7 protein-coding genes are annotated in these 12,307 nt (G+C 70.1%); 2 read left to right on the top strand and 5 right to left on the bottom strand.

Annotation, left to right across the window (positions count from 1 at the left end; genetic code table 11):
- Positions 1-500: 500 nt before the first annotated feature.
- A complete protein-coding gene (locus tag ACFP2T_RS06090) occupies positions 501-1,250 on the bottom strand; it encodes a tyrosine-type recombinase/integrase (RefSeq protein WP_377418240.1) in 750 nt (249 codons plus the stop codon).
- A gap of 731 nt (positions 1,251-1,981) precedes the next feature.
- Positions 1,982-3,058, bottom strand: a complete 1,077-nt coding sequence (locus ACFP2T_RS06085) for an RNA polymerase subunit sigma-70 (RefSeq protein ID WP_377418238.1) — start codon at positions 3,056-3,058, stop codon at positions 1,982-1,984.
- Positions 3,059-3,193: 135 nt separating this feature from the next.
- On the opposite strand from ACFP2T_RS06085, the gene ACFP2T_RS06080 reads away from it, so the two are divergent.
- Together ACFP2T_RS06080 and ACFP2T_RS06075 are read left to right on the top strand one after the other, a co-directional pair.
- The gene (locus ACFP2T_RS06080) at positions 3,194-3,991 is read left to right on the top strand and encodes a nucleotidyltransferase domain-containing protein (RefSeq protein ID WP_377418235.1); all 798 of its coding nucleotides are present in this window, start codon (positions 3,194-3,196) and stop codon (positions 3,989-3,991) included.
- 284 nt (positions 3,992-4,275) lie between these two features.
- The gene (locus tag ACFP2T_RS06075) at positions 4,276-9,771 is read left to right on the top strand and encodes an ATP-binding protein (protein ID WP_377418233.1); all 5,496 of its coding nucleotides are present in this window, start codon (positions 4,276-4,278) and stop codon (positions 9,769-9,771) included.
- Between the two features lie 101 nt (positions 9,772-9,872).
- On the opposite strand, the gene ACFP2T_RS06070 is transcribed toward ACFP2T_RS06075, so the two are convergent.
- Genes ACFP2T_RS06070 through ACFP2T_RS06060 form a run of 3 tightly spaced genes read right to left on the bottom strand, consistent with a single transcriptional unit; the run spans position 9,873 to position 12,278 of the window.
- Positions 9,873-10,436, bottom strand: coding sequence for a GNAT family N-acetyltransferase (locus ACFP2T_RS06070; protein WP_377418230.1), 564 nt, complete (start codon positions 10,434-10,436; stop codon positions 9,873-9,875).
- 46 nt (positions 10,437-10,482) lie between these two features.
- Complete coding sequence (locus ACFP2T_RS06065) at positions 10,483-11,145, bottom strand: response regulator (RefSeq protein ID WP_377418227.1); 663 nt, start codon at positions 11,143-11,145, stop codon at positions 10,483-10,485.
- Entirely contained in the window at positions 11,142-12,278 is a 1,137-nt protein-coding gene (locus ACFP2T_RS06060; RefSeq protein ID WP_377418224.1) for a sensor histidine kinase, read from the bottom strand. Before ACFP2T_RS06060 ends, ACFP2T_RS06065 begins: the two co-directional genes overlap by 4 nt.
- Positions 12,279-12,307: the final 29 nt, after the last annotated feature.

Below are 12,307 nucleotides of genomic sequence, written 5' to 3'. Positions count from 1 at the left end.
GCCCGAGACATGCCCAGAACCGGCGGATTACACGATCAACCTTCAAAGACGAGGCACTAGCTTCCGGGCGTCGCCAAAGTACTCGGTGACGCCGCTGGCACGATAGACGGCGTGACGGACCCGTGCGGTACGGGTGTTACCGCCTTGACCCCGGAGGGGTCCGGCTTGGGGCGCAGCGCGCCCGTCATGCACGCCTTCATGTACGACTCGCGGACCTGATCCTGCCACTTCCGGTTGGTGCTGGTGCCGTTCGAGTCCCGAGGCAAGTCCGGGTCGAGCAGCTCGTACCCGTCACCACATGCCTTCTCCGACGGCGGCGTCCCCTGCTTCTGCAACTCCCCGCGATATTCAATCCCCTTCTGCGACATCTCATCGAGGAACTTTCCCGCTGCTCGTAGCCGCCGGCTGCGCCAGCTCCTACGAGCACACCAACCAGGACGGAGATCATGGCGACGCGTTGCAATCTCATGGCGGCGGAGTGTAGCGAGGAGGACCGACAGTCAGCCACCCTGATCAATCCGCCACTGAGATATCGGACGTCCGGCCAACCGGACAAGGAGTTGCTCAATCTGGGAGTACCAGGTGACCGTCGTTGACGACGATCCGCTTATCCGCGGGCCGGGCCGGCCGGCGGAACACCAGCCTGCGAGGGAGATCGCCACGACACCACACCGCCCCTCGCCGGTCTCGACCAGCGTGACTGCATCTGCCTGGCGCGTGGCGAGCTCGTGGGCGGGGTCGCGGTCGAGGTTGTGTCGGTCGTGGTCGCAGCGGCGAGTGGTACGGGAGTCGACGTGTCCCATCGCATCTTGTACGTCCTCCAGTGGAATCCCGGACTCGCGGGGACCGGTCGCGAAGGCGTGCCGCAACGAGTGCAGCGACAGTCGAGCGGCCGACGGGATCCCTGCGGCCCCGGCGAGGTTGCGGAGCCTTGCCAACGGACGTTGGCGGTGAGTGTGCCCCAGTGGTCGTACCCAGTGGCGACGTACCGGCGGAGCTGCGGCCAGTGCGCTTGCATGAAGAGCACATCGAGCGCGCGCCGGTCGTCGCCGTTGGCGGAGACGACCAGGATTGCGTACGCCTGGCGAGGGTGACCGGCACCCGGATGCCGCTGTCGGCGTTCTCGCGCAGCAGCACCAGGTCGGTTCCGGCGACGGCCGCCCGCTGCTGTCAGCCGCCGTCCAACGGCTGGCGTGCACCGGCGCGGCGATCTTGCACCATTCTAATTCTTTACGGTAAAGAACTGTCATTATGGTGTGCGCGGCGTGAGCCGCCTCCGCGCGCCCTGAACCCTCCCTGGGCCGCCATTATCGAATTATCGGTAATAACAATCTGTTAATCGCGTCCGCCTGGCTGGTCCGCGCGGCACCGGCACCCGGCCGCGAGTACGGGCGCAACGCCTCTGCGAAAGCAGGCAGCCGCTGTTGCAGGTGGCCGTGGAAGGCCTTCCCGTCCGGGCAGACGGCAGCAGCGGTCGGGGAGAGCTGGTCCTGGGTGCGCCGCTGCCCGTACGAGGGTGAAATCGAGATCCGGTGGGTGCTGCTCGAGCCCAGCTGAGTACGCCGTGCCGAGTCCGGAACGCGAGGACTACCTGCGGACGCAGATCGCGCATCGATTAGGTTTCCGCGCCGCGCCCGTCTGTACGAATAAGATCGACTCACGAGAGGGCTGGCACGATGCGGAAACTGACCTTTGGCATGAATGTGACCCTGGACGGCTACATCGCCGCGCCCGGCGACGACCTCGGCTGGAGTGGCGGTGAGGGACCGGACTCGTCGCCGAGCGACGAGCTGTTCCAGTGGTGGTCCGACCGCCTTCCTTGCGTTCCGAGCGAGCTGTTGACCGACTCGCTGGAGATGAGGGACGACGACGGCGTCGTTGATTGTGACGATGTTCTTCGGGCATCACGCCGCCCCGCCGGCAACGCCGGCGGGGCGGCGGTGTTCGCGTTGTCGCGTTGGTGTTCAGCTGGTCGGGGTGCTCATTCCGCGGTGACTTCGGTGACGCCGGCCCGTGGCGCTGGACTCGTCGACGATGGGGACTTGTCTGATCGCACTGTCGGGGGCAGGTCCAACCATGGTTTGTCGGTGGCGTCGAATCCGGTGAGCTCGGCGATCTTCCCGTCGACGATGTGCAGGACCGCGATGTTGAACAACCGGTACTCCGGGTCGTCGGGGGTGCGGAGGTACAGCGCGGCGGCGGGCATGCGGTTGACCGTCGTGGTGATGCAGCGCCAGTCGTCGTAGCCGGGCTGGAAGAGCCCACCGGAGACCCAGCCGTCCACCGCGTCCTTGGCCGTGATGACCGAGGTGCCCGCCTCGGGCAGCATCACGAAGCGCAGGTCGTCGCGCAGCAGGGACATCAGCCCGTCGAGATCGTTGCGCTCATGGGCGTCGATGTACGACTTCACCACGCCGCGCTCGTCATTCGACAGCTCGTGGGCGGCGGGGCTCCGCCAGTCGAGGCGGCGGTCCGGCAGCTGCTCGCGCATCGTCACGCGCGCCCGCTGCAGCGCGCTGGTCACCGATGCGATGGTCAGCTCGAGGGCGTCGGCGGCCTTCGACGCCGGCCAGCCGACGACGTCGCGCAGGATGAACACCGCCCGCTGCCGCGGCGGCAGGTGCTGGACGGCGACGATGAACGCCAGCTCGATCGTCTCCCGCGCCACCACCGATTCCTGCGGGTCCTCGGGGAGCATCCGGTCCGGGTACGGCTGCAGGTACAGCACCTCGGAGCCGGAGTCCGACAGCCCGGACGGCACGGGTGTGCGGTCGTTACGCTTCTCCAGGAAGTCGAGGCAGGCGTTCGTCGCGATCCGGTAAAGCCAGGTCCGCAGGGCCGCGTGGCCCCTGAACGACGCCCGCTTGTTCCATGCTCGCAGGAACGTCTCCTGCGTCATGTCCTGGGCGTCCTCGTAGTTCGCGAGCATCCGGTAGCAGTGCACCTGAAGCTCACGCCGGTGACGCTCCGTAATGAGTGCAAACCGCGCCGTGTCGTCTGAGCGGACCGCCGCGATGAACGCGGCCTCGTCGGTGCCCAGCCGTCTGGCGTGGGTCATGGTCATCAATCCTTCCACCGGTGCGAGAGGCTAACAGAAAGAACTGACGACCTGACGGAGGATTTCTGATCGGCAACCCCCGGCCTGCACGGACTCATCGTCGCCGGCAGCGTCGGACGTGGCGAACCCTGGCCGATGTCCGACATCGACCTGCTACCCATCTACGACGATTCAACCGATCCCGCCGAATCCGCAACCCAGCTCGACCAACGCCGAGCCGCACTCGTCGACTGGTGGACGGGCTCTGGCCGCGCACAAGCCCTCGACATCGGCTGGCTCGCCTTCACCACCACCGAGATCCACGAGGCAGTCGCCGCCGGACCAGACCACGCAGCCACCCGCATCGTCGATCCGCGTTGGTTCCACGGCCTGGACAAGGCGTACGGCGGACACGCCGCCGACCCCGACGACAAGCTCGGGCAGGCGTTCGCCAGCTGGATTCGCGAGGTCCGGTTCCACCCCACGGTCGTCACCACCCGCATCAGCACCTGGTGCCGGCAAGCCACCGATGCCCTCGCCGAAGCGACCGCAGCCCAGACCGAAGACCTCACCCGAGCCACTCACCTGCTGCGTAGCTCCGCCCGCGCCCTGCGCATGGTCCTCATCGAGCGCTGGGGAGAACGATTCGGCTCCATGGGCCGAGAATGGACCCGCTTCGAACGCATGGCAGAACGTCACGGCCAACCGGCTCTCGCCACCCGGATCGCTGCCCTGGCCGCCGCCGACACCGCCACCGCAGAACAGCGCGCCGCCCGCACCGCCGTCGGCGAGGACGTCACCTGGGCCGAAAATGCCCGCGACCAGATCGCCGCCTACGCCGTCCACGTCGTCCGGCACCGCCCCGACCTCGACGGGCCCTGGACCAACAGCCCCGACCCGGCCTTCGACGCCCACCTGGCCGAACTCCGCGAACTGATCGCCCAACACGGATGATCAACACCGCCCGAGGCTGCCCGACTGCACCCCGACCTGCGGCCGCAGACGACGGCCTGCCCATCAGACCCGAGCCCGTTCGTATCCGAGTAGGTGTGGCCTGGTCGCTTTTGTGGGGTTCCCCCTAGAAACCTTTGTAGGGTTCCCACAACTCAGCGGCTCAGGCGCGTGCGATCCGGAACATGGCGCAGCCGGCCGCGATCGAGCAGGGTGTAGGCAGGTGCAGGCGACGGTCCGGGACCCGGACGTCGCCTTTCGTGCGTGTACTCGGGGAGGCTCAGTCGGTGTTCAGTCGTGTCGCCATCGTCAACCGTGGAGAGGCCGCGATGCGACTCATCCACGCGGTGCGGGACCTTTCAGCGGAAACCGGGACGCGGATCGAGACGGTAGCCCTCTACACCGATGCCGACCGCACCGCGACCTTCGTCCGTGAGGCGGACGTCGTCTACCCGCTCGGTCCCGCCTCGGCCCGCCCGTACCTCGACCACGCCGTTCTGGAGCGGGCACTGGTGGAGACCCGGGCCGACGCCGCGTGGGTCGGCTGGGGATTCGTCGCCGAGGACCCGGCGTTCGCCGAACTGTGCGAGAAGATCGGCGTCACCTTCGTCGGGCCGAGCGCGGAAGCGATGCGCAAGCTCGGCGACAAGATCGGCGCAAAGCTGATCGCCGAGGAGGTCGGCGTCCCGGTCGCGCCGTGGAGCCGCGGCGAGGTCGCGACCCTCGAGGAGGCGCTGCGCGCCGGCGACCAGATCGGCTACCCGCTGATGCTCAAGGCGACCGCGGGCGGCGGCGGGCGGGGCATCCGGATGGTCGCCTCGTCGAAGGATCTGGCTGACGCCTACGAGCGCACCAGCCAGGAGGCGCTGCGCGCCTTCGGCTCCGGCGTGGTCTTCCTGGAGCGCCTGGTCACCGGCGCCCGGCACGTCGAGGTACAGGTGATCGCCGACGGGCAGGGCACCGCATGGGCGCTGGGGGTCCGGGACTGCTCGGTGCAGCGGCGCAATCAGAAGGTCATCGAGGAGTCCGCCTCCCCGGTGTTGGCTCCCGAGCAGATTGCCGATCTGAAGGCATCGGCCGAGCGGCTGGCGCTGGCCGTCGGCTACCGGGGCGCCGGCACCGTCGAGTTCCTCTACCACCCCGGCGAGAAGCTGTTCGCCTTCCTGGAGGTCAACACCCGGCTCCAGGTCGAGCACCCGATCACCGAGATCACCACCGGCACCGACCTGGTCCGGCTGCAGTTGCACGTGGCCACCGGCGGGAAGCTGGACGGCGCCCAACCGGGCGAGGCCGGCCACGCGGTCGAGGCCCGGCTCAACGCCGAGGATCCCGACCGCGACTTCGCGCCCGCCCCGGGCCGGATCGCGCGTCTGGTACTGCCCACCGGACCCGGCATCCGGGTGGACACCGGTGTCAGCGAGGGCGACACCATCCCGGCCGACTTCGACTCGATGATCGCGAAGATCATCGCCTACGGTCGCGACCGCGAGCAGGCGCTGGGCCGACTGCGTCGCGCGATGGCCGAGACCACGGTGATCATCGAGGGCGGCACGACCAACAAGAGTTTCGTGCTCGATCTGCTCGACCAGCCCGAGGTCATCGACGCGAGTGCCGACACCGGCTGGATCGACCGGGTACGCGCCGAGGGCCGGCTGGTCAGCCGCCGGCACTCCGCAATCGCTCTGGCCGCCGCCGCCATCGAGGCCTACCAGGACGAGGAGGAGGTCAGCCGCCAGCGACTGCTGGCCACCGCGCACGGTGGGCGCCCGCAGGTGCAGCACGACTCGGGCCGCCCACTCGACCTCAAGCTCCGCGGCGTCGCCTATCGGGTGAATGTGTCCCGGGTCGGGCAGCAGCGGTTCCGGGTCGGCGTCTCCAGCGGCGGTGACACGCACCGGGCGGATGTCGAGGTCGAACGGTTCGACGCGCACAGCGGCCAGATCGTGATCAACGACCGCCGGTTCCGGCTGGTGACGGCCACCCACGGACCGATCCACCTGGTCGAGGTCGACGGCGTCACGCACCGGATCAGTCGCGACGAGGGCGGCGTCGTCCGCTCCCCCGCGCCCGCGCTGGTGGTCGCGACGCCGCTCGCCGTCGGCGACGAGGTCGAGTCGGGCGCGCCGATCCTGGTGCTGGAGAGCATGAAGATGGAGACGGTGCTACGCGCGCCGTTCCGCGCCCGGATCCGTGAGTGCCCGGTTTCGGTGGGCAGCCAGGTCGAGACCGGCACGCCGTTGATGTGGCTGGAGCCGCTGGCCGACGGGGCTGCCGAGGAGGCGGAGTCGGCCACCGAGACCGTCGAGATCGAGCTCCCGGCGGAGCCCGCGGCGGCATCCGCGGCGCAGCGGGCCGAACGCGGCCTGCAGGACCTGCGCAGCCTGCTGCTCGGCTTCGACGTCGACCCGCACGACCGCAAGCGGGTGCTGTCGGGCTACCTGGCCGCGCGTGCGGCGCTGGGCGGGCGACCGCTCGAGGGTGAGCTGGAACTGCTGACGGTGTTCGCGGACCTGTTGGAGCTGAGCCGGAACAAGCCGGGCAGTGAGTTCGAGGTCGAGCCGGGCAGCCCGGTGCACAGCCCGCGCGAGTACTTCCACAGCTACCTGCAGAGCCTCGACGTCGAACGCGCCGGCCTCACCGAAGGGTTCCAGGCGAAGCTGAAGCAGGTGCTCGGGCACTACGGCATCGCCGGCCTGGACCGCACGCCGGAACTGGAGGCCGCCGTCTTCCGGATCTTCCTGGCGCAGCAGCGGATGTCGACCGACGTCGCGGTCATGTCGGAGCTGCTGCGGCAGTGGCTGGCCGGGGGGCCGCCGCTGGAGTCGCTGAGCGAGCGGGCCGGGCTGACGTTGGAGCACCTGATCGAGGCCACACAGGTGCGGTTCCCCGCGGTGGCGGACCTGGCCCGCGGTGTGGTGTTCCGCTGGTTCGCCCAGCCGCTCCTGCGTCGCACCCGCGCCAACGTCTACGCCGCGGTGCGCAAGGACCTGCGCTACCTGGACCGCAACCCGGACGCGCCGGACCGCGCCGCGCGGATCCAGGCCATGGTGGCCAGCTCCGAACCGCTGGTGCGGCTGATCGGCCAGCGGATCGGGCGGCCCGGCCGGGACCACGCGCCGCTGCTGGAGGTGCTGACCCGTCGCTACTACGGCAACCGCGGACTGTCGGCGGTCACCGCGCTGGAGAGTGCGGGCTGCCGGTTCGTCACCGCCGAGCACACGGGTTCGCGCGGCGTGACCCGGGTGGTCACCACCGCCGTCGACATCGCCGCCCTGCGCGACGCCATCGGTGCGGTCGGCAGGTTCGCCGCCGACGCCGCCGAGCACGGGCTGGTCGCCGACCTCTACGTCACGTGGGAGGGGCAGCCGGACGCCGACGCGATGGCGGTCCGGCTCGGGCAACTCCTCGCCGAGCGCCCACTGCCCGCGGCCGTCCGCCGGATCACCACCACCGTCGCCGGCACCAGCGGCGCGGTGATGCACCACCACTTCACCTTCCGGCCCGACGGTGCGGGCCTGGCCGAGGACCGGCTGATCCGTGGCCTGCACCCGCAGATCGCGCAGCGCCTGCAACTACAGCGGTTGCGTGAGTTCGACCTCACCCGGCTGCCGTCGGCAGACGAGGAGATCTACCTGTTCAAGGCCGTCGCGAAGAGCAACCCGGCCGACGAGCGGCTGGTCGCGATGGGTCAGGTCCGCGACCTGACGCCGCTGCGCGAGGCCGACGGCCGGCTGGCCGCGCTGCCCGCGGTGGAGGACACGATCACCGCGTGCCTGGACGCGATCCGCAACATCCAGGCGCAACGCCCGCACAACAAGCGGTTCGACACCAACCGGATCATGATGTACGTCTGGCCGTCGACCGAGCTGACCGCCGACGAACTCAACACACTGGTCCAGCGCATCCTGCCCACCACGGCGGGCGCGGGGCTGGAGGAGGTCCAGTTCCTGGCCCGCCAGCGCACCACCACGGGCGAGCTGACCGAGGTCGCCGTGCGGATCGCCCTTGACCCGGGCCACGGCGCGCGCCTGCACGTCGGGCAGCCGTCGACCGAACTGGTGCGGCCGCTGGACGACTACCGCCAGAAGGTGCTGCGCGCGGCCCGGCGCGGGAACGTCTACCCGTACGAGCTGACGGGCCTGCTCGCCGGGCCTGCGGGCAGCTTCGTCGAGCACGACCTCGACGACCGGGGCGCGCTCGTACCGGTGGACCGGCCGAAGGGCAGGAACACCGCCGCGATCGTCGCGGGCGTCGTCACGACGCCGACCGTGCGGCATCCCGAGGGCGTCACCCGGGTGGTGCTGCTCGGCGACCCGACGAAGGCGCTGGGGGCCCTGTCGGAACCGGAGTGTTCACGGGTGATCGCCGCGCTGGACCTGGCCGAGAGGATGCGGGTTCCACTGGAGTGGTTCGCGCTCTCGGCAGGCGCCCGGATCTCGATGTCCTCGGGCACCGAGAACATGGACTGGGTCGCGGCCGCGCTCAAGCGGATCGTCACATTCACCCAGAATGGCGGCGAGATCAACATCGTGGTCGCCGGGATCACCGTCGGCGCCCAGCCGTACTGGAACGCCGAGGCGACGATGCTCATGCACACCAAGGGCATCCTGGTGATGACACCGGATTCGGCGATGGTGCTCACGGGCAAGCAGTCGCTGGACTTCTCCGGCGGTGTGTCCGCCGAGGACAACTTCGGCATCGGCGGCTACGACCGCGTGATGGGCCCGAACGGGCAGGCGCAGTATTGGGCGCCCAACCTGCCGGCCGCCCGCGACGTGCTGATGACGCACTACGACCACACCTACGTCGCGCCCGGCGAGTCGGCGCCCCGGAGGGCGGGCACGATCGACCCGATCGACCGTGACGTCTCCGAGTTCCCGCACACGTTCGCCGGCAGCGACTTCGCGTACGTCGGCGAGATCTTCTCGGCGGAGCACAACCCGGACCGGAAGAAGCCGTTCGACATCCGTACGGTGATGCGTGCGCTGTCCGACCAGGACCACCCGGTGCTGGAGCGCTGGGCTGGCATGGCCGATGCCGACACCTCGGCGGTGCAGGACGTGCACATCGGTGGCTGGCCGGTCTGCCTGGTCGGGATCGAGTCGCGGTCGGTGCCCCGACGCGGCTTCCCGCCCACCGACGGGCCGGACACCTACACCGCGGGCACGCTGTTCCCGCAGTCGTCGAAGAAGACCGCGCGGGCGATCAACTCGGCGTCCGGCAACCGGCCGCTGGTGGTGTTGGCGAACCTGTCCGGGTTCGACGGCTCGCCGGAGTCGATGCGCAAGCTCCAGCTCGAGTACGGCGCGGAAATCGGCCGGGGGATCGTCAACTTCGACGGGCCCATCGTGTTCTGTGTGATCTCCCGCTACCACGGCGGCGCGTTCGTGGTGTTCTCCAAGGCGCTCAACCCGAACATGACCGTGCTGGCGATCGAGGGCTCGTTCGCCTCGGTGCTCGGCGGCGCCCCGGCGGCGGCCGTGGTGTTCTCCGGTGAGGTGAACAACCGCACCGCGACTGATCCGCGGGTGACGGAGCTGCAGGCACAGGTCTCGGCGGCCAGCGGTGCCGAGCGGGCGGCGTTGAACGCCCAGCTCGCCGAGATGCAGTCCGCCGTCCGGGCGGAGAAGCTCGGCGAGGTCGCCGCCGAGTTCGACCGGGTGCACAGTATCCAGCGCGCGGTCGAGGTCGGCTCGGTGGACGCGATCATCAGCGCTGCCGAGCTGCGGCCCCGGATCATCGAGGCCATCGAGCACGGCATGAAGCGCTGGCACCGGGATTGACGCACTGGCCCGTGGATCTGGAACGGCCAGATCCACGGGCCGGCGCCCGCCGTTCCCGCAGACACACGGGCCGGCGCCGTTCGGCGACGGTGGTGCGGCCATCACTCTCGATGGCCTTGGGCGACCGTAGGTGACACCCGCTGCATCCACAGCGAACTGATGTACTGACCGTTCTTGACCGCATACTCGCGGAAGGTGCCGACCTCGGTAAAGCCGAACTTCCGATGCAGCGCGACCGACGCGTCATTGGGCATGGCAATACCCGCGAGGACAACGTGCACCGGCTCGTCGGCCAGGCGATCGAACAGTGCGCCGTACAGCAGCGTGCCAAGGCCCTGGCCCCGGCAACTGACATCCAGCCCGACGCTCAGCTCGACCGTCTCCGCGAAGGCCTCGTGGTCGCGGTAGCGCTGGCTGCCGGCGTAGCCCAGGACCAGGTTGCCGCGTCGAGCGACGAGCAGTTGGTACCGCCCGGTCGAGGAGAACTGCTCGAACCAGTCACGCCGCTCGGCCACGCTGGTCGGCCGGGTGGCGAACGAAGCGATCGAGTTCGCGGCCGTGTAGTTGAGGATCTCCACGATCCCCGGGAGGTCGTCCTCGGTCGCATGCCCGATCACGACGGGGTTCGGATCAGCGGATACACCGACATCGGTCCGTTGGCTCACCTCGACACGGTAGTCCCCGCCAGCGACGCCACTGACCGCCCTGCGATCAGCGCTGACCGTACGCGTCGGCCAGACCGGTCTCGTACCCGGCGATCACCAGCTGTGCCCGGTCCCGGGCCGCCAGTTTGGTCAGCAGATTGCCGATGTGGGTCTTGAGGGTGCCGCGGCTCACGTGCAGGGCCGCCTCGATCTCGGCGTTGGAGAGCCCACGTGTGATGAGGGTGAGGACGTCTCGTTCGCGGGGTGTCACGCCGTCGAGTGTGCGGCGGGGCGCGGACCGCCGCACCGACGCGGCGATGAGTCGGCGGGTGACGCTGGGGGCGAGCAGCGCCTCGCCGGCAGCGACCGTGTGAATCGCGTCGAGCAGGCGGGGCGGGGTGATGTCCTTGAGGACGAAACCGCTCGCACCGGCTCGCAGCGCCCGGTAGACGTAGTCGTCCACGTCGAAGGTGGTGAGCACGAGAACCCGGGGAGCGCGGCCGGTCGCGGTGATCTGCGCGGTAGCGGCGATGCCGTCGAGGTCAGGCATCCGTACGTCCATCAGCACGACGTCCGGTCGACGGGTGGCGGCGAGTGTGACGGCCTCGTGACCGGTGGCGGCTTCCGCTACCACCGTCAGGCCCGATGTCGCATCCAGGAGTTCCCGTACCGTGCCGCGGAACAGAGGTTCGTCGTCCGCCAGCAGGACGCGGGTCGGGTCACCCGTCATGTCGGGAACGGAAGCGTCGCGCGGACGGCGAATCCGCCGCCCGGTTCCGGACCGGCGGACAGGCTGCCGCCGTGCACGGCGACCCGCTCGTGCATGCCCAGCAGCCCGTGCCCGGGTGGGTTGGCCTCGCGCGGTGCGGCACCGTTGTCCAGGACGGTCAGGCTGAGGGTGTCGGGCGCGACCGTTACGGTGACCCGACAATGGGTGGCGCCGGCGTGGCGTCGCACGTTCGTCAGCGCCTCCTGCAGGATCCGGTGCGTCGACACCCGCACGCCGGCCGGCGCGGACGACAGGTCCGCCCGGTCGATCGCGACGGCGATGCCGGCGGCCCGGGTCTGTTCGACGAGCCGGTCCAGGTCGGCCGTGTCAGGCGGGCCACCGGTGTCCCGCAGCCCGCCCAGCACCGCTCGGACGTCGTCCAGCGCGGCCCGGCTGACCTGCTCGATCGTCCGCAGCGCCGCCTGCGGATCGGCGTCGAGATGGTTGGCGACCGCCGACTTCATCGCGATCAGGCTGAGGTTGTGTCCGACGACGTCGTGGACGTCTCGGGCGATGCGGAGCCGTTCCTCGGCCACCGCCCGGGCGGTGTGCAGCTCCGTTAGCTGGACGGCGTGTCCGCGACGGGTGCGGAGCGCCCAGGCCAGCGCCCACGAGCCGGCGATCACCGCCGTGCTGTAGGCGGCAACGGTCACGGGCGTGGTCGTGAACGACTCCACACCGTCGCGGGCCGGAACGACCGGGATCCCGGCCACGAGGGCGTCCACGAGGCCCGGGACGAGAACGGCGGCGAGGGCCCCGGCGAAACCCCAGGACGCGGCCCGGGCCGACGACAGCGCGACCGGGTAGAGCGCGAACGCCACCGCGTACACCATCACCTCGGTGCCGACCCCCACGATCAGCGTCGTGCCCGCGGCCGCCAGCACGACCCCGAGGACCGGAACCGGCCAGCACCGGCGAACCGCCAGCGGCAGCCCGAGTAGCGCCGCCAGGCACCATACCCAGCCACCCGAGACGGGTCGCATCAGCACGACGGCGGCCACGACCCCGGCCGCGACCAGCGCGTCGACCCCGATCAGGGCCCACCGCCACAACACCACGGCCCCACCGTAGCGACGCGGGCGCGGGCGACGCATCGGACCACGGTCCGATGCGGAACGACCCG

The organism is Plantactinospora solaniradicis, assembly GCF_042658085.1.
GTDB classification, from domain to species: domain Bacteria; phylum Actinomycetota; class Actinomycetes; order Mycobacteriales; family Micromonosporaceae; genus Plantactinospora; species Plantactinospora solaniradicis.
The sequence above is the reverse complement of the archived record's forward strand: the minus strand, read 5'-3'. Positions and strand labels throughout refer to the sequence as shown.

What these genes read in the sequence shown, in the direction of transcription:
- ACFP2T_RS06090 (WP_377418240.1), bottom strand. Translation starts at nt 1,250, where the DNA reads ATGACAGTTCTTTACCGTAAAGAATTAGAATGGTGCAAGATCGCCGCG.
- ACFP2T_RS06085 (WP_377418238.1), bottom strand. Translation starts at nt 3,058, where the DNA reads ATGACCCACGCCAGACGGCTGGGCACCGACGAGGCCGCGTTCATCGCG.
- ACFP2T_RS06080 (WP_377418235.1), top strand. Translation starts at nt 3,194, where the DNA reads ATGTCCGACATCGACCTGCTACCCATCTACGACGATTCAACCGATCCC.
- ACFP2T_RS06065 (WP_377418227.1), bottom strand. Translation starts at nt 11,145, where the DNA reads ATGACGGGTGACCCGACCCGCGTCCTGCTGGCGGACGACGAACCTCTG.
- ACFP2T_RS06060 (WP_377418224.1), bottom strand. Translation starts at nt 12,278, where the DNA reads ATGCGTCGCCCGCGCCCGCGTCGCTACGGTGGGGCCGTGGTGTTGTGG.